This is a genomic window from Acinetobacter sp. SM34 (genome assembly GCF_022012365.1).
GTDB lineage: Bacteria > Pseudomonadota > Gammaproteobacteria > Pseudomonadales > Moraxellaceae > Acinetobacter.
This window is the reverse complement of the sequence record NZ_JAKLTP010000005.1, coordinates 150,191-167,988: the sequence shown is the minus strand read 5'-3', so window position 1 is coordinate 167,988 and position 17,798 is coordinate 150,191. Positions and strand designations below refer to the sequence as shown.

Sequence of the window (17,798 nt, the reverse complement as noted above, 5' to 3'; positions counted from 1 at the left end):
TAAGACATAAAAAAGCACCCGAAGGTGCTTTTTATTCAGTTAAAATTAATGATACCAGCCGAATAGTTTAAAAATATACGGCGCATAAGTCACAATCAGTAAGGATGGGAACAGCACCATAATCGGCAATAACCAGCGCTCATAGCGGTAATAGAACTTGGTATATTTGGCCTTTGCTTCTGCATCGGCAGCACGAACCTCATCATCACCCACCGACATTCGGGTCAGGAGATGATTCAGCGCCACGGGCGGAGTCACATAACCCAACTCAAATGCGACCAGTACAATCATCCAGAAATGAATTGGATGAATACCATTTTCATAGGCTACGGGTGCAATGGTTGCAGCCACCAGAATGACTGCGCCAAACGGGTCGGTAGTCATACCGACAATCGCCAGCAACAGTGCAATAAAGGCCAGTGAAATATAGATATTACCCAAATGCGTTGGTAACAATTCAACCACTTCACTACGTTCAATCAGACCGCCTACACTTGCAGACAAAGCCATCAAAATAATCAGTGCACCAATATGTCCAACGGTTTCTGCCGAAGCAAACCACATTGAATGGGCAAAGCCGCGTGACTTCTCTCCCCCATGCGGTGTATGTTCACGCATAAAGGCCGATTGTTTTTCATGCTCCTGGGTTAAAGCAGCATGACGGTCTGGTGGTGTCACAAATCGGTCACCCCACCATTTATCAAACATAATATAAGCAATCAGAATGATCGGCAGAATCACTGGTGCAGTGAATTCATCCATCTGGGTATCCAGACCCACCGTATACATTGCAATCACGGCAATGGTGATCACGATATAAGGAATAACCGGCACAATGGCTTTTAACATGCCCGGCACTGCCACTTTAGGCGAATTCACACGGAAACGTGTTTCCGCAAGATACAGAGATACACCCAAGAAGATTAAAGCAGTCAGCCAGAATACATAGATACCATGATCAAACAGTTCATCTGAAGTCACATGACGGCTGTCGAGCATCGAAATTAGGATCACCAGCAAGCATGGACGAATCACCACACCTAATGAGCCGGACATGGCTGAAACGGCCAAGGCATATTGACGGCGAGAACCGGAATTCCACACTTCCTTGTAAATAATTGCACCTGCCGCCACAACGAAGATCCCTGATGCGCCGGTATAAGCGGTTGGAATAGCAGCAGCAATCAAAATCAGCCAGGTCAGTGTTTCAGGTGCCAAATTCCAAGGACGTAAAATACCGAGGAATAAATCCATCACCCGGGTTTGGGTCAATAGCATACCCGCCCAGATAAACAGTGCCAGGTTTAAGAAAATACCGGAGAATTCCACCAGAATTCCAAGGTAAATCCCTTGCCCCATTGGATAATCCATGACGAAGGTAAAAACAATACCGGTTAGCAATGCCATGTAGGCATACAGAGGCACACTCAATAAAGCCAGACCCAGATTGCCTTTGCCTTCCTGCTTGGCTACAGGTGGTTTAAACAGTTGTAGCAGACTGATCAGGGTCAAAGTAATAAATAGGAAAATCCACAGCCAGTAAACAGTCAGTGTTTCGTAAGTCGAAGTCACACCTGAATTGATAATCGAGTGATATTGGCTTAATACCGATGCAGTCAGCAGACCATTACCCAATGCCATAAACAGGGCATAAACGCGATAATCCAGCTTGGTGGTTGGCGCACGTAAACCAATATGGTGAAACTTCACTGAAGCGGTAATTGCAGCCACTACAACCATCAGCAATAAAATAATCACACGGTTTTCAGTACCAAATTTAAAGACACCAAAGAATGATGTTTCAAGGGTACGGTAACTTCTTATCGTTGGATGATCATCCATATATTTAATGGCTTTGTCATAGAACTGATACTTTTCCTGACATTGTTGTTGTCCTGCCATGACCGAAGCCCGTACATCTGCTTCTGAGGTAGTACCGAAAATATCGGCAAACTCATCATTGGCATTGGCTTTCATTTGCTTTTGTACTTGCGCATCAATATCCGGATGTAAATCACAGCTTGGTTTGGCGGGTTCTGCACGTAAAAAAGAATATTGCATGCCAATTTCTTCATTGCCATACAAACGTTCACCCACACGTAATAGCTGTCCATGAATCATCTCACCGGTACCGATGATGAGGGTAAGCAAAAGCAGTAAGAGAATGACAAAAGTCGAAATCCACTCTGTCCATATATAACGTAACAGACCTAATCCTGATCTGTTGTTTTCATCATTTTGCATGTGCATTCCTATTTTTTATTTTGGCCATTACACGGGGTTTAGCAATGCCAATCTTCTTTATGAATAGAAAAGATCCTTTCTCTATCCAATCTCTTTATTGTTATCTACAAATTTGCATTAACTCGATACCAATGAAAATGACAATATGTATTTTCTTTTCTGTTTTAAATGTCAATATCACCACTATTCAACGAAATATTCCCATAAAACATAGGCCAAGGCGATTACTACTCCTCCAATCACCCCTAATAAATGTGCTTCGACCAATACCGGACTTCCAATCAGTTCAGCTGTGCCGACACTGCCGACCGTATTTTCCCAAATCAATTTCCCTAGAATCAGGCACAACACTAATGCCGCAAAATTACGTTCTTTCCTATACAACAAATGCACACAGGCAACGGTGACATACGCCCCATGCAATACCCCGGACAAGCCCGCATAAGCTTCTATATTGGGAAAGAAATAATAAAAACACAGGCTGATAAACGGCGGCAGCAATACCAGTAAAGCAACAAAATGCCAGATTTTGACGCGAGGAAAAATGAAAGGTAAGCAGGCGAAAGCCAGCATATTCAGCAGATAATGAATCCATCCCACATGTACCCAATGGGCAGTCCATAAACGCCAGAATTCTTTTAACAAACTGGCTTGCCAATAGATAAATGAATCTGCAAAAACTTGAAGGCATGCCAAGAAAGACATTACAAATGCAATAAAAATAATTTTTCGCATCAGAAACGGGTCTTTCATGGGCATGCCCCCTAATTTAGAAATAACGAATTAAAAATAAAACATCATTCCAACCCATCTTTTCTTATATTCTCTTTCATCCCATCCAATTTAAGAGGATGCAGCAGTCTCATTTTCAGTGAACAAATCATCCAATTCTGCAGAATTGTCCTTCTCATCCCAGAAATGTTGCATGCCGTCATCATTAGAGCGGATTCCGGTATGTTCAGTCCAATAACGGTCTGAAATACCCTGCACCATATTTTGTGCCATGCTGTCTACCAGTCTGAACTGGGGATTGACCGGTTTTTCTTCAGTACGGGCAGCGGCAAATGCTTTCAGTGCATCACGCATCTTGGCATCATCACCACTGGCTTGAGCTGCAACCGCATACAAGGCATGAGATAAACGCACCCCTTTTTGCTCACCCAACTGTACCGACTGTTTTAAAGTCTGGTAAGGATCTGGCTTGCCATCCCCTGCACCCGGCAATAAGGTCCAAATGACTGCACGTGCCGCTTCTGGTGCTCCCCAGAATTTGGCATTATCCAGGCACACCATACCGCGTTCAACAACGGCAGCGATATCTTTTGGTACATTCACTGCACCGCCAGAATTAATGTCATTGGTCATGGCCTGTAAGCCACTGATCATCCCCATCAAATACACGGTTTGATCCAAGTCACTTTTCATTTTTGGGCATCCATCACCCAATGCCTTATTATATTTTGCTTCCCAACGCTTTTCTAACAGCTGGTAGCCTGCATATTGACGTTGTGCAGCAATGGCAGCCCAGCGTTTTTGTTGAATACGGGCATCTTGCGCTTCTGAAACCTGCCCCGCTTTAGAGGCACGTAAATAATGTAATTCTGCTTCTAAGGCCTGATTTTCAGCACAAATTCCCGATGAAGCATATAACAGTACCGCAATACGGGTTGGATCTGCCCCCATATCTTTGGTTGACATAATGGCTGGTGTCAAGGCATTGCCTGAATTACACGCCATATCCGCATCATCCATGGCCAAGATTGGCGGTACGATATGTTTCTCACTAAAACCCAGTGCAATATTTGCCCCTGATTTAACTACTTGAGAACAACCTGATAAGAAAGAACTTGTAACGATGATAACTGCCATACCCTGGCATATTTTTTGGACTTGCGACATTTTCCTGTCCTCTATAATTGTGTTTATGTCCATAGCAACCAAACATATCAGATGCGAAATCCGAATAAAAGAGTATTCACTCTAATTAGATTTGATACTTTGCCATGAAATGAGTTTGGGGAAATTGACTGTATTCCATCAAGTTAAAAATTTTGGGCAAAAAAAAAGTAGCATTGCGACGGTTCGGCACATGCTACTTATCAAGGGGTCAAAGCCTATTGGCTTTCATGTTGTGCAAATCGATCCTTCAGCACGGTTCCTAGTCGTCCAATAACAATTGCCAAAACAATTGCTACCACCAGAAACATCCAAGTTGGAATCATCATGATGATTTCCTCATTTGCTGTTGGTGTTTTTAATTTACATTTAGCTTAAATAATTCAGGGGAAAAATTGTCTGACAATTGCAATATTTGTTATTTTTCTCATCCAAGTGTCTTACAAAAACAAACACCTATATTCATGTTATTGATTATTAATATTTTAATTAAAATAAATTTTATACAACTGTCTAACAATTAGGTCAATTTAGCCAGTTTTTTCAGTGCCTTCCATTGCTGAAAGGATAATTGATCGATCCAGATCAATAATGGCTTTTCCTGAAAATGCTGGAAATACACCACTATATAAAGCTGATGATCAACCAAATGACTAATCGAAACGCGTTTTACCTGTTGCGATTTTAAATGTGATAGTGACCATTCACGTGTATGCAAATGCTCAAAACAAATCGGTTGAGGGACTTTTAAGCCATAGGCATAGGTCAGCACACCCAACAAAATGCACAGCAACCATAACCATGCCGGCAAGAGTTGCTGTAAAAGTACAATTAATAAAATAAAAATGATCAGCTGAAATACAAAGGCCAGACGACTGCGTTTCAGCTGAAAACAACGATTAGCCATGAACGTAATGTTTCAACTTGACAATCAAGGCTCTCATTTCCGGACGAGGGGGTTCAGAAACTTCCATAAACCAATCTAACAGGTCTGGGTCTTCTTGCGCGACCAACTCGGCAAAAACCTCTTTCTCAGCTGCATCAGCCTGTAAATAATGATTTTTGACATAGGGATCAAAGTACACATCAATTTCTTTTAAACCGCGACGAGCACGATAAATGACTTTGCGTTCTTCCAAGCTGATTTCTTCGCTCATAGCTTTCCCCAATAGTGTGAAAATTTTTGCTAGTTTACCCTATCCCTTCCCCCTATTTCGAGCCATTTCCCCGAATTGACCAAATTCATCATTTTATATGCACATTTGAGCATTCATCTCATTGTGGCTTGCGGCTCAATCTTCTAATTTTTAACTAACAATAACTTTGTAGATGGACACAATAACAATGCAATCAGCTGCGATCCGACCTTTAGCCAATATGCTGCCACGTCATTTATTTAGCGCAGAGCATGAAGCCTTTCGTGAAAGCGTACGAAAATTTTATAAAAAGGAAGTTGCTCCCAATATTGCCAAATATGAACAGCAACAGCATGTCGACCGGGATTTATGGAACAAGGCCGGTGCAATGGGCCTACTTTGTGCGACCATGCCAGAACAATACGGGGGATCGGGTGTAGACCGTCTTTATAGCATGATCCTGATTGAAGAACAGGCTTATGCCATGGATTCATCCACTGGTTTTTCACTCCATTCGGATATTGTAGCCAATTACATCTTCAATTTTGGCAATGAAGAACAGAAATCAAATTGGTTACCGAAAATGGCCTCCGGTGAAGTGGTCACTGCCATTGCCATGACCGAACCGGGAACCGGATCTGACCTGCAGGCAGTACGTACTTCGGCCGTACTGGATGGCAATGAGTATGTGATTAATGGTTCGAAAATCTTTATTACCAATGGCTACCTGTGTGACATGGCGATTGTGGTCTGCAAAACGGGCAGCAGTGATAAAGGTTCAGCCAATCTTTCTTTAATTATGGTCGAAGCTGACCGTGCCGGTTTTAGTAAAGGTAAACCTTTAAATAAAATTGGTATGAAAGGACAAGATACCTGCGAGTTGTTCTTTGACAATGTACGCGTGCCCAAAGAAAATTTGCTGGGTATGGAAGGCATGGGATTTATGATGCTGATGAAAGAACTGGCCTGGGAACGCATGCTGGTTGCCATCATTTGTCAGGCGGGAGCCGAAGCTGCATTTGCGCATACTGTGCAATACACCAAACAACGCCAAGTCTTTGGTAAACCGATCAGTGCCTTTCAAAACACCCGCTTTAAACTGGCTGAATTACGAACCGAAATCGATTTCTGCCGTGCTTATTTAGACCGCTGTATGGAATTACAACTTACTGAACAGCTTGGGATTGATGCTGCGGCAGCGGCGAAATACAAAATTTCCGAAATATTTTCTAAAGTCGTGGATGAATGCCTGCAACTGCATGGCGGTTATGGCTACATGATGGAATACCCCATCGCACATGCCTATATCGATAACCGTGCCAACCGGATTTATGCCGGCACCAATGAAATTATGAAAGAACTGATCTCGCGGTCACTGTAATCAAAAGCCCATCTGTTGATGGGCTTTTTTCTTTTAGGCAATGTCTGCTAAAAATTCACTAATCAACACCAGCACCTGTTCCGGTTGTTCTTTATGCGGCATATGATGCAGACCTTGCAAGATCTGCAATTCGGCTGCTCCCTTCACTCCAGCAAAGATTTGCTGAGGCTGTGCCACCGTGCCATACTCATCCTGTTCACCATGAATGACCAAGCTTGGGCATTCTACTTGTGGCAGCACCTCACGCAAATTCCAGTCCTTAAATGCAGGCGCCAGCCAGGTTTCAGTCCAGGCATCCAGCACCCACTGCGCTTTATCAGGGTGATTGGCTAGACGCTCTATTTGCCCTGCTTGCTGAAATGCCTGTTTGGCTGCACGGATACCCGCTAAAGTTCGTTCTTCTACTTCATATTGCGCGGCAATGGTCACTAAAGCCTTACAGCACTGTGGATATTCAGCAGCGATGGCTGCAGACATTCCACCACCCACACTATGACCGAGCACAATAAAATGTTTCAGATCAAAATAATCAAGCACAGCCTTAAATCCATGGGTCGCTTCAGACATGACAAAATCCAGTGCCAAAGATTGGTCATTGACGGATGATTGCCCAAAGCCAATCCGGTCATAGGCATATACAATACGTTTAGTCTGAGCTGCAAGTTGCGCAGGAAAATCACGCCATAAAGCCACACTGCCCAGTGAATCATGCATCAATATAATCGGTGCCAATTCTGGATTAACTTCAGCAGACTGCCATGATTTGGCATAAATGGAATAGGAATGAAATGACAATTGATATTCACGCGCTAAAATACTCAAAACTTATTCCTATGCTGGCTTAATTCGTTTTGTTCCATCATGTAGAAGTTTGCAGCAGAACTAAAGATTACAACTTGAACTCGTGATTCAATATGCATAAAAAAAAGGAGCCTTTTTGCCACTGCTGTCCCACAAATATCACAAGAAGAACCTCAATTGAGGTTCTTCTTGTTTTCGCCATTTTTTATCAAGCACAAAGAGTGACCTTAAAAGTTTCCTTTCAAATAAATTGACCTGAATAATTCGCAGTAAACGCTGAACACTCCATTCTTCTTGTGCCATGTGTTTAGCGAAGTTCACCAGCAAATAGGCGATTAATGCAATCCATATTTGCGTTTGTATCGCATTGCGGCTTCGACCTAGAAATGACTTCAGTTTTAAATTCTGCTTGATGGCTTTAAAGAATAACTCAATCTTCCAGCGGTCTTTATAAATTGCAGCAATGGTGGATGCTGCCAGATGAAAGTTGTTGCTCAGAAATTCGAATGTTCTTTTCTTATATGTATCATAAAACTCTATACGTCTTAATAATTTAGGTGCGCCTCTTTTCTTGGCATGCGCACTGCTCAATTCAATACATTCATCCGCAATAATGCCTTTAGTCGCTAATACGCTGCGGCTTGATTTAACTTGATAAACTGTCTTTGGGCGTAGCCGAGTTACGAAGCTGACTTTCTGATGTGTCAACTGAGCAAACCATTGATAATCAACATATCCTTTATCAAAGACGATAATGCTGCCAGCAGGAAATTTAAATGCTCTGCCTTGCACCATATCATTTTCAATACCATCCCCAAGCGCTACAAATTCAGGAATGGTATTGCTGTGATTTAAGCCAACACTTAGTTTAATACTGGCTTTGGATTCATGCACTTTTGCCCATTCGCACAATGACAGTGAAAGATCAATATGACTGGCATCTAGTGAATACAGCGGATTCTTGAATCTAAATTTATGTGCAGTTTTAGAGTTTTCACAGTGCTGAAGCAGCTGTGTGAACAATTGCTGATACAGGCTGGCGGGCTGTTCTTCGTTGAGTCTTGCTAAGGTGCTTCGCGCAATTCTTTTCGCGCCAAGATGATAGAGCTTTTCCTGCTGGGATTCGAGATTGGATTGAATGTCTCTTAAGCTTTGCCGACAAGAAAGTTGGGACATTAATATGGCAACAAACTGATCCCAGCGGGTGGCTGATCTTAATTTTTGCCCAGAGTGGTGCAGTTTAGCCAGACGTTCAAAATCTTGTCTTAAAATGGGTTTGAGTAATTGATGAAATACGGTATTCTGATGTGACAAAACCTGAGTCTAAATAGTTAAAGTGTTTGTTTGCACTCATATTTTAACTATTTAGACTCAGGTTTTTTTATTTAAAGCAAACTATGGGACAGTAGTGGCCTTTTTGCTCCTTTTTTTTATGATGATCAGGCTCAATAAGAAAACTAAATCATGAGACCAAACGCGGTGTCACATTTTTATTATCCTTTTGCTCACGCTTATGAAATTTAAGTACGCCATCATCAAAGCGCGCATGCTTTAATTGTTTACGGTCAGCCAAATAATTATTGGATACACTCCAAGGTGCATGCTTGCCCTGTTTTGGCATCACATCTGCGGCACGGGCAATATAGCCTGAAGATAAACTGCCCATGACGGTATCTTCCATTAACTCGGTCGCATCGCCTTGAGGACGCACTTCATCATAGCCGTTTTTATCCATATAATTGATCAGACGGCAAATATAATCTGCCGCAATATCCACTTTGAGGGTCCAAGAGGCATTGATATAGCCAATAATCATCGCCATGTTTGGCACATCACTGACCATGATGCCCTGATACAGCATATGTTTAGAGGTATTCATCGGCTTGCCATCAATCGTGGCCTGCATGCCACCTAAAATTTGAATATTGAGTCCGGTGGCAGAGACAATAATATCCGCATCCAAGTGCTTGCCTGATTTTAATTGAATCCCCGTTTCAGTAAATTTTTCAATTTGATCCGTTTCAACTGATGCACGGCCTTCACGTAAAATCTTGAATAAATCGCCATCTGGTACCACACATAAACGTTGATCCCATGGCTCATAGTTCGGGGTAAAATGTTTCATATCCACCTTACCTTTGAGCTGAAATTCAATTGATTTCAATAGCAAACTACGCAGTAATTTAGGCTGTTTCTGTGCCAGTGCATAAATACCACGCTGCATGCCAATATTACGTGCGCGAGTCAGCTTATAGGCAATATCTTCTGGCAAGTACTTACGCATTTTATCGTAGATTAAGTCAATCGAGGGAACCGAGGCGATATAGGTCGGTGAACGTTGCAACATCGTGACATGAGCTGCGCCACCTTTCGCCATGGCTGGCACCAAGGTAATTGCAGTTGCCCCACTGCCAATAATCACCACTTTTTTACCCGAATAATCGAGCTGCTCAGGCCAATGCTGTGGATGAATAAAGTCACCTTTGAATGCAGACTGATTCGGGAATTCTGGCTGAAAGCCTTGATCGTAATTATAGTAACCAGTGCAGCCTATAACGAAATTGGCTACCCAAGTCTGTTTTTTCCCTTGCACATCTTCAATTTCAACAATCCATTTTTTAGTAGCAGAATCATAATTGGCAGCCAACACCCGGTGCTGAAAATGAATTCTATTTTTGAGCTGATACTCATCAATCACTTCAGACAAATAATTCTTGATGGATGGACCATCTGCCAGAACACTGGCTTTTTGCCACGGTTTAAAATTAAAACCAAAGGTCGACATATCTGAATCGGAACGAATTCCAGGATACTTGAATAAATCCCAGGTTCCGCCAAAACTTTCACGACGTTCAATAATTTCAAATTGGCGTTGTGGGCAGTTTTTAGAAAGATGAACAGCAAGACCAATACCAGAAATACCGGCACCTACAATCAAGACATCAATATTTTTTTCCATGTTCTTTTTATAACCTGTTTAAGCTTTATTTTATTAAACCATAAAATTGACAATACTCAATGTCAAGTTTATACAAAACTGATAAAAAATATGTCAGTTCAGGACAAAAGCTTAAATTGTCAGACAATGATAAAACAACAGGCATAAAAAAGACCGGTGAAACACCGGTCTTTTTTAGAACAACTGAAGCTATTCTTGCGAAATTAGTTAACTTCGCGGTCTACTAGCTCAACGTAAGCCATCGGTGCAGCATCACCTGCACGGAAGCCCGCTTTAAGAACACGTAGATAACCGCCGTTACGTTCTTTGTAACGAGGGCCAAGAACGGTAAATAATTTACCAACAGTTGCTGCTGAACGAGTACGAGCAAACGCTAAACGACGGTTTGCAACAGTATCGTTTTTAGCTAAAGTGATTAAAGGCTCAGCTACACGACGTAACTCTTTTGCTTTAGGCACAGTTGTTTTAATCAACTCGTGCTCGAACAAAGAGTTAGCCATGTTTTGGAACATCGCTTTACGATGACTGCTTGTACGGCCTAATTTCACACCACTATTACGATGACGCATGGTGATAGTCCTACTTAATTAACGGCTACGATAGGCGAAACGATCGTCCATACGGAGACTAGCTGGTGGCCAGTTCTCTAAACGCATGCCGAGCTGTAAGCCCTTAGAAGCCAGAACATCTTTGATTTCAGTTAACGATTTTTTACCAAGGTTAGGAGTTTTTAACAACTCCACTTCAGTACGTTGAACCAAGTCACCGATGTAGTAAATATTTTCTGCTTTCAAACAGTTAGCAGAACGAACAGTAAGCTCTAGATCATCTACTGGACGAAGCAAGATTGGATCCACTTCTTCGCGAGGCTCTTGAGCAACAGGAGCTTGATCTTTCTGAAGATCAACAAAAATTGCAATTTGTTGTTGCAAGATTGTTGCCGCTTTGCGGATTGCTTCTTCAGGATCAACTGTACCATTGGTTTCAAGATCAATGATCAATTTATCAAGGTCAGTACGTTGTTCTACACGAGCGTTTTCCACTGTGTAAGACACGCGCTTGATTGGGCTATAAGAAGCATCTAACTGTAAGCGACCCACAGGGCGAGTCTCGCCTTCTGGGAAACGTGAATCAGAAGTTTCATAACCACGACCTTGAGAAACTTTCAGGCGCATTTTTAAATTGCCTGATGCACTCAAAGTGCCGATCAAATGCTCAGGGTTTACCACTTCAACATTATGAGGTAAACGAAGATCAGCGGCTGTTACATCGCCTGGACCTTGTTTTTCTAATGTCAAATATGCTTCGTTTTGATCGAACAGCTTAATCGACAATCCTTTTAGGTTCAGCAAGAGCTCGACGATGTCCTGCTGCAAGCCTTCCAAGGTACTGTACTCGTGCTCAACCCCTTCTATTTCAACTTCAACCACAGCAGCGCCAGGTAAAGAAGAAAGAAGGATACGACGTAAAGCATTACCAAGAGTATGACCAAAGCCACGCTCTAATGGTTCTAGAATCACTTTTGCCGAGGTCCCGCTAGCCGCTTCGACCTTGATCGCTTGCGGAGTTAGAAACTCATTTGCAGTACGCGTCATTATTGCTACCTCAAGGATTATTTAGAATACAATTCTACAATCAAGCTTTCGTTGATTTCAGCAGGTAAATCAGAACGATCCGGTGCAGCTTTAAACGTACCTTCTAATTTTGAATGGTCAACTTCCATCCAAGAAGGGATACCACGTTGAGCAGCCAATTCAATCGCGCCTTTAATACGCAATTGTTGTTTAGCACCTTCGTGAACCGCGATTACATCACCAGCTTTAACTTGGATAGACGCGATGTTTACACGACGACCATTCAAAGTAATGCTACGGTGAGATACAAGCTGACGAGCTTCTGCACGTGTAGAACCAAAACCCATGCGATAAACGACGTTATCAAGACGGCTTTCAAGCAGTTTCAACAAGTTTTCACCTGTTGCGCCTTTAACACGAGCAGCTTCTTTATAGTAGTTACTAAATTGACGTTCTAACACACCGTACATACGACGTACTTTTTGTTTTTCACGTAATTGTAGTGAGTACTCAGATTGTTTACTGCCACGAGCCCCGCCATGTTGGCCAGGCGCTTTAGCATGTTTTTTAGTTTTGACGTCAAATGGTTTAACGCCAGATTTTAATTGCAGGTCTGTCCCTTCGCGGCGAGAGAGTTTGCATTTTGGACCAATATAACGAGCCATGAATGATTCTCCTTACACACGACGTTTTTTAGGTGGACGGCAACCGTTGTGCGGGATTGGCGTCACATCGGTAATGCTGTTAATTTTATAACCCACTGCACCTAAAGCACGAACCGCAGATTCACGACCAGGACCAGGACCTTTTACAAGGACGTCCAAGTTTTTCAAACCATAATCCAAAGCAGCTTTACCAGCAACTTCAGCAGCTACCTGAGCAGCAAACGGAGTTGATTTACGTGATCCACGGAAGCCTTGTCCACCAGAGGTAGCCCAAGCCAGTGCATTACCTTGACGATCGGTAATAGTCACAATGGTGTTATTAAAAGAAGCGTGAATGTGTGCAACACCTTCAGAGACGGTACGAGTGACCTTCTTGCGTGTGCGTGTATCTTTAGCCATCTTTTAGCTTCCAGAAATCTTATTTCTTAATAGGTTTGCGCGGACCTTTACGGGTACGTGCGTTAGTTTTGGTGCGTTGTCCACGGACAGGCAAGCTGCGACGATGACGAAGACCGCGGTAGCAGCCTAAATCCATTAAACGTTTAATGTTCATGGAAATTTCGCGACGTAAATCACCTTCGGTCGGAACCTTGGTAATTTCTGCACGAATCGCATCAAGTTGAGCATCATCCAATTCACGGATCTTGGTAGTTGGTGCAATACCAGCAGCAGCTAAGATGTTCTTAGCAGTGTGGCGACCGATACCAAAGATATACGTGAGGGAGATAACAGCATGCTTGTTATCCGGAATGTTTACACCGGCAATACGAGCCATTCACTTTCTCCAAAAAGGCAGTAGAGATAATCAACCGCCCCACAAAAACCTTGAGGGGCGGATATTAACCTAATTCACCTACTGAAATCAACAGGTCTTGATCAGATTAACCTTGACGCTGCTTATGACGAGGTTCAGCGCTACAAATCACGCGGATAACCCCATTACGACGGATAACTTTACAGCTACCACAAATTTTTTTAACAGAAGCTTGTACTTTCATGATGAAACCTCAAGTGCGCTTATCCTTTAGGATGAGCAGTCGTTTTTCTCATTAACGTTTGATTGTCATACTGGTGCGAAGTGAGATGAGCTTGCAGCTGAGCCATAAAGTCCATCACAACTACCACTACGATCAACAAAGATGTACCACCCAAATGGAATGGAATACCAAAAGAACTTTGCAGAATCATCGGCATTAAACAGATGATCGTAATGTAAATTGCACCAATAAACGTCAAACGATTAAGAATATGATCTAAGTAACGAGCAGTTTGCTCACCTGGGCGAATACCAGGTACATAAGCTCCGCTGCGTTTCAAGTTCTCTGATACTTCTTTAGGACTGAACACAAGTGCAGTATAGAAATAACAGAAAAAGATAATTAACGCACCGAAGAGCACCAAATACAAAGGTTGTCCAGGCGATAATACCAATGCCAAATCTTGTAGGCTACGCTTTACAATTCCTGCATTTGGATCAGAACTACCTAACCATTGACCTAAACTTGCAGGGAACAGCAATAACGAACTAGCGAAAATTGCTGGAATAACCCCTGCCATATTCAATTTCAATGGCAAATGTGTCTGCTGTGCAGTGAATACGCGACGCCCTTGTTGCTTTTGAGCATAGTTAACCGGTATACGACGTTGAGCCTTTTCAATAAATACAATCGCAGCAAGAACCGCAACTGAAAGTAATGCAAACACAGCCAGACCAATTAAACTTGATTGACCGTTATCCACCGAAGTGAATGCTTGAATTACAATATTAGGCAAACCAGCAACAATACCTGCGAAAATGATCATCGAGATCCCATTACCAACACCACGTTCGGTAATTTGCTCTCCCAACCACATTAAGAACATGGTACCTGCAACCAATGAAGTTACAGCAGGAATGTAAAAAGCCAGTCCTGAAGTCAAGGTAATCCCTTGGCTAATCAGACCAGCACACATACCTACACCTTGTACCAATGCAAGTAATAACGTGCCGTAACGCGTATATTGATTAATCTTACGCTTACCCTGCTCGCCTTCTTTCTTTAATGCTTCCAGCGAAGGAACGACTGTTGACATCAACTGCACGATAATCGATGCAGAGATATATGGCATGATCCCCAACGCAAGAATTGACATTCGCTCTAATGCTCCGCCAGAGAACATATTAAACAAACCTAAGAAGGTACCTTCATTAGCTTTGAAAAAACGTTCTAAAGCGACATTATCAATACCCGGCAGTGGAATATGTGCTCCTAGTCGAAAGACCAATAATGCGCCAACCAAAAACATTAATCGACGAATAATTTCACGATATTTCACATGAAATGGTTGGCCTTTCATCATGTTGACATGACCTGAAGAACTAGGAGACATAGACACTAGCGATTACTCCTCGACTTTACCGCCAGCAGCTTCAACAGCAGCTTTAGCGCCTTTAGTCAAAGCAACACCTTGTACAGTGAATGCACGAGTAATATCACCAGAAAGTACGATACGAGCACGAGTCATATCTTTACGTACAACATTGGCAGCTTTTAAAGTTTCCAGTGAAATGATGTCACCTTCAACTTTAGCAAGCTCTGATAAACGTACTTCAGCAGTTTTTAAAGCAAGTTGGCTAGTGAAGCCGAATTTAGGCAAACGACGATATAATGCAGTTTGACCACCTTCGAAACCTGGACGTACGCCACCGCTCTTACGTGATTTTTGACCTTTGACACCACGGCCACCAGTCTTACCAACGCCAGAACCGATACCACGGCCTAGACGAAGGTTGTCACGTTTAGCACCTTCTGCAGGTGCAATAGTATTTAAACGCAGAGTCATGGCTTATTCCTCTACACTAACCATATAGTAGACTTGGTTGATCATACCACGGTTTGAAGGCGTATCTTGCACTTCTACAGTATGACCAATACGACGCAGACCTAAACCTTGAAGGCTAAGCTTGTGATTTTTCAAGCGGTGCGCAGAAGATTTAGTCTGGGTAACTTTAATCGTTTTCATGATTGATTACCCTTGAATTTGTTCTACTGAAAGACCACGTTTCGCAGCGACTTTCTCAGGAGAAGTCATATCACGCAAGCCTTTGAAAGTTGCGTTAACTACGTTAGCAGCGTTTGTAGAACCGTAACATTTAGCAAGTACGTTATGTACACCAGCAGCTTCCAAAACAGCACGCATCGCGCCACCAGCAATTACGCCAGTACCTTCAGAAGCAGGCTGCATGTAAACACGGCTTGCACCATGACGAGCATTCACAGGGTGTTGCAGAGTAGTACCTGCAAGATCAACAGTGATCATGTTGCGACGAGCAGCTTCAAGTGCTTTAGAAATAGCAGCTGGAACTTCACGTGCTTTACCACGACCAAAACCTACACGACCATTACCATCACCCACAACAGTTAATGCTGTGAAAGAGAAGATACGACCACCCTTAACAACTTTGGCTACACGATCAACGGCAACCAGCTTTTCAACAAGACCTTCGTTTTGTTCAACTTTAGCCATGATTAGAACTCCAAGCCGTTTTCACGAGCAGCATCAGCCAAGGCTTTGATACGACCATGATATTTGAAACCAGAACGGTCAAATGCAACTTTAGTAACGCCAGCTGCTTTAGCACGTTCTGCGATTAAAGCACCTACTTTAGTCGCTGCATCAACGTTACCAGTTGTACCAGCACGTAAAGTAGCATCTAAAGTTGAAGCTTGCGCTAAAACTTTGCCACCATCTGCTGAGATAACTTGAGCATAGATGTGACGCGGAGTGCGGTTTACACACAAGCGAGTCGCACCCAATGCACGAATGTGCAAGCGTGTGCTTTTCGCACGACGCAAACGGGATTGTTTCTTTTCGTTCATAAGAACCTCGCGCCTTATTTCTTCTTAGCTTCTTTACGAAGTACAACTTCGTCAGAATAACGAACACCTTTACCTTTATAAGGCTCTGGTGGACGGTAACCACGGATATCTGCAGCAACTTGACCTAAAGCTGCTTTATCAGCAGATTTAAGAACAATTTCAGTTGCAGTAGGAGTTTCAGCAGTTACACCTTCTGGAAGGTTGTAATCAATCGGGTGAGAGAAACCAAGGTTAAGGTTAACAACGTTACCTTTAACCGCAGCTTTATAACCAACACCGATAAGTTGTAACTTGCGTTCGAAACCTTCGCTAACACCTTTTACAAGGTTGTTTAACACAGCGCGAGCAGTACCAGCTTGCATCCAAGCGTCTTTCGACTCAGCTTTAGGAGCAATTTGAAGTTGACCTTCTTCCTGTTTTAGCTCGACCAGCGCATGCAGGTTGAAAGACAATGTACCTTTGCTGCCTTTCACTTCGACCTGCCGGCCGTTCTGAGTAACTGTTACACCGTTAGGTACAGTTACTGGGGCTTTAGCCACACGAGACATGAGGAATCACCTATTAAGAAACAAAAGCAATAACTTCACCACCGATGCCCGCAGCACGTGCAGCGCGATCAGTCATGATGCCTTTGCTTGTAGAAACAATTGCAATACCTAAACCTTGCTTAACGCTAGGAAGTGCATCTTTACCGCGATACTGACGTAGACCTGGACGGCTTACGCGTTTCACAGTTTCGATAACTGGTTTGCCTTCAAAATATTTTAACGTAAGTGTTAAAGTTGGTTTGCCTTCAGCATCTGCAACTTCTACGTTTGAAATATAACCTTCTTGTTGAAGAACGTTGGCAATTGCAACCTTCAACTTAGAATTTGGCATAGAAACAGTTTGTTTCTTTGCCATTTGTGCGTTACGAACACGGGTTAACATGTCGGCAACGGTATCTTGCATACTCATTTATAGTGCTCCTTACCAGCTTGCCTTAACAACGCCCGGTACATCACCTTGCATTACTGTATCACGTAGTTTGTTACGGCTTAGACCGAACTTACGGAAGTAACCATGAGGACGACCAGTTAAACCACAACGGTTACGAAGACGCACTGGAGATGCATTACGTGGTAATGCCTGTAACTTCATCATCGCATCGAAACGTTCTTCGTCGCTAGCATTTACATTTGCAATCGTAGCTTTTAATTCAGCACGTTTTGCAGCAAATTTAGCAACTGTTTTTTCGCGTTTCAATTCGCGATTAATCATACCTTTCTTAGCCATATCGACC

At 42.8% G+C, this 17,798-nt stretch carries 23 protein-coding genes; 1 reads left to right on the top strand and 22 read right to left on the bottom strand.

Translation table 11 applies throughout. The features are described from left to right. Nucleotides 1-45 precede the first annotated feature (45 nt). The 5 genes from LZZ98_RS06405 to LZZ98_RS06385 all read right to left on the bottom strand — a co-directional run bounded on the left by LZZ98_RS06405 (nt 46) and on the right by LZZ98_RS06385 (nt 5,297). On the bottom strand, nt 46-2,244 hold the full coding sequence (locus LZZ98_RS06405; protein WP_237787119.1) for a TRAP transporter large permease subunit: 2,199 nt from the start codon (nt 2,242-2,244) through the stop codon (nt 46-48). Between the two features lie 183 nt (nt 2,245-2,427). After that, complete coding sequence (rrtA, locus tag LZZ98_RS06400) at nt 2,428-3,003, bottom strand: rhombosortase (RefSeq protein WP_442862690.1); 576 nt, start codon at nt 3,001-3,003, stop codon at nt 2,428-2,430. An 84-nt stretch (nt 3,004-3,087) separates the two neighbouring features. Beyond that, complete coding sequence (locus LZZ98_RS06395) at nt 3,088-4,143, bottom strand: hypothetical protein (protein ID WP_237787117.1); 1,056 nt, start codon at nt 4,141-4,143, stop codon at nt 3,088-3,090. 517 nt (nt 4,144-4,660) lie between these two features. Continuing rightward, complete coding sequence (locus LZZ98_RS06390) at nt 4,661-5,047, bottom strand: hypothetical protein (protein WP_237787116.1); 387 nt, start codon at nt 5,045-5,047, stop codon at nt 4,661-4,663. Further along, nucleotides 5,040-5,297 (bottom strand): FAD assembly factor SdhE, encoded by a 258-nt coding sequence (locus LZZ98_RS06385; RefSeq protein ID WP_086174442.1) that lies wholly within the window; start codon nt 5,295-5,297, stop codon nt 5,040-5,042. The genes LZZ98_RS06390 and LZZ98_RS06385 overlap by 8 nt, the downstream gene beginning before the upstream one ends. Before the next feature lie 187 nt (nt 5,298-5,484). Between LZZ98_RS06385 and LZZ98_RS06380 the strand changes: the two genes are divergently transcribed. Next, complete coding sequence (locus LZZ98_RS06380; RefSeq protein ID WP_237787115.1) at nt 5,485-6,657, top strand: acyl-CoA dehydrogenase family protein; 1,173 nt, start codon at nt 5,485-5,487, stop codon at nt 6,655-6,657. Nucleotides 6,658-6,690: 33 nt separating this feature from the next. Here LZZ98_RS06380 and LZZ98_RS06375 read toward each other — a convergent pair whose 3' ends face one another. From LZZ98_RS06375 to rpsN, 17 genes are all read right to left on the bottom strand, one after another. Continuing rightward, on the bottom strand, nt 6,691-7,479 hold the full coding sequence (locus tag LZZ98_RS06375) for an alpha/beta fold hydrolase (protein ID WP_237787114.1): 789 nt from the start codon (nt 7,477-7,479) through the stop codon (nt 6,691-6,693). A gap of 138 nt (nt 7,480-7,617) precedes the next feature. Further along, nucleotides 7,618-8,772 (bottom strand): IS4 family transposase, encoded by a 1,155-nt coding sequence (locus tag LZZ98_RS06370; protein WP_237787113.1) that lies wholly within the window; start codon nt 8,770-8,772, stop codon nt 7,618-7,620. A 148-nt stretch (nt 8,773-8,920) separates the two neighbouring features. Beyond that, entirely contained in the window at nt 8,921-10,417 is a 1,497-nt protein-coding gene (locus LZZ98_RS06365) for a flavin-containing monooxygenase (RefSeq protein WP_237787112.1), read from the bottom strand. Nucleotides 10,418-10,620: 203 nt separating this feature from the next. Then, nucleotides 10,621-10,986: a 50S ribosomal protein L17 gene (gene rplQ / locus LZZ98_RS06360; protein ID WP_004281488.1), complete on the bottom strand. Its 366-nt coding sequence runs from the start codon at nt 10,984-10,986 to the stop codon at nt 10,621-10,623. Nucleotides 10,987-11,004: 18 nt separating this feature from the next. Beyond that, nucleotides 11,005-12,012, bottom strand: a complete 1,008-nt coding sequence (locus LZZ98_RS06355) for a DNA-directed RNA polymerase subunit alpha (protein ID WP_004869497.1) — start codon at nt 12,010-12,012, stop codon at nt 11,005-11,007. Between the two features lie 17 nt (nt 12,013-12,029). Further along, on the bottom strand, nt 12,030-12,656 hold the full coding sequence (rpsD, locus tag LZZ98_RS06350; protein WP_086195760.1) for a 30S ribosomal protein S4: 627 nt from the start codon (nt 12,654-12,656) through the stop codon (nt 12,030-12,032). A 12-nt stretch (nt 12,657-12,668) separates the two neighbouring features. Further along, on the bottom strand, nt 12,669-13,055 hold the full coding sequence (rpsK, locus tag LZZ98_RS06345; protein WP_001040166.1) for a 30S ribosomal protein S11: 387 nt from the start codon (nt 13,053-13,055) through the stop codon (nt 12,669-12,671). 19 nt (nt 13,056-13,074) lie between these two features. Continuing rightward, a complete protein-coding gene (gene rpsM, locus LZZ98_RS06340) occupies nt 13,075-13,431 on the bottom strand; it encodes a 30S ribosomal protein S13 (RefSeq protein ID WP_086174447.1) in 357 nt (118 codons plus the stop codon). A 106-nt stretch (nt 13,432-13,537) separates the two neighbouring features. After that, complete coding sequence (gene rpmJ / locus LZZ98_RS06335) at nt 13,538-13,654, bottom strand: 50S ribosomal protein L36 (protein WP_000867907.1); 117 nt, start codon at nt 13,652-13,654, stop codon at nt 13,538-13,540. A gap of 19 nt (nt 13,655-13,673) precedes the next feature. Beyond that, a complete protein-coding gene (secY, locus tag LZZ98_RS06330) occupies nt 13,674-14,993 on the bottom strand; it encodes a preprotein translocase subunit SecY (protein ID WP_171263967.1) in 1,320 nt (439 codons plus the stop codon). 45 nt (nt 14,994-15,038) lie between these two features. Further along, nucleotides 15,039-15,479: a 50S ribosomal protein L15 gene (gene rplO / locus LZZ98_RS06325; RefSeq protein ID WP_086174449.1), complete on the bottom strand. Its 441-nt coding sequence runs from the start codon at nt 15,477-15,479 to the stop codon at nt 15,039-15,041. A gap of 3 nt (nt 15,480-15,482) precedes the next feature. Next, nucleotides 15,483-15,659, bottom strand: a complete 177-nt coding sequence (rpmD, locus tag LZZ98_RS06320; protein WP_004691302.1) for a 50S ribosomal protein L30 — start codon at nt 15,657-15,659, stop codon at nt 15,483-15,485. A gap of 6 nt (nt 15,660-15,665) precedes the next feature. Then, entirely contained in the window at nt 15,666-16,163 is a 498-nt protein-coding gene (gene rpsE, locus LZZ98_RS06315) for a 30S ribosomal protein S5 (protein ID WP_004657688.1), read from the bottom strand. 2 nt (nt 16,164-16,165) lie between these two features. Next, nucleotides 16,166-16,516 (bottom strand): 50S ribosomal protein L18, encoded by a 351-nt coding sequence (rplR, locus tag LZZ98_RS06310; protein ID WP_053579516.1) that lies wholly within the window; start codon nt 16,514-16,516, stop codon nt 16,166-16,168. Nucleotides 16,517-16,530: 14 nt separating this feature from the next. Continuing rightward, nucleotides 16,531-17,064, bottom strand: coding sequence for a 50S ribosomal protein L6 (rplF, locus tag LZZ98_RS06305; RefSeq protein WP_086174450.1), 534 nt, complete (start codon nt 17,062-17,064; stop codon nt 16,531-16,533). 13 nt (nt 17,065-17,077) lie between these two features. Next, the gene (rpsH, locus tag LZZ98_RS06300; protein ID WP_086195766.1) at nt 17,078-17,473 is read right to left on the bottom strand and encodes a 30S ribosomal protein S8; all 396 of its coding nucleotides are present in this window, start codon (nt 17,471-17,473) and stop codon (nt 17,078-17,080) included. Between the two features lie 12 nt (nt 17,474-17,485). Then, nucleotides 17,486-17,791, bottom strand: a complete 306-nt coding sequence (rpsN, locus tag LZZ98_RS06295; RefSeq protein WP_086174452.1) for a 30S ribosomal protein S14 — start codon at nt 17,789-17,791, stop codon at nt 17,486-17,488. Between the last annotated feature and the right edge of the window lie 7 nt (nt 17,792-17,798).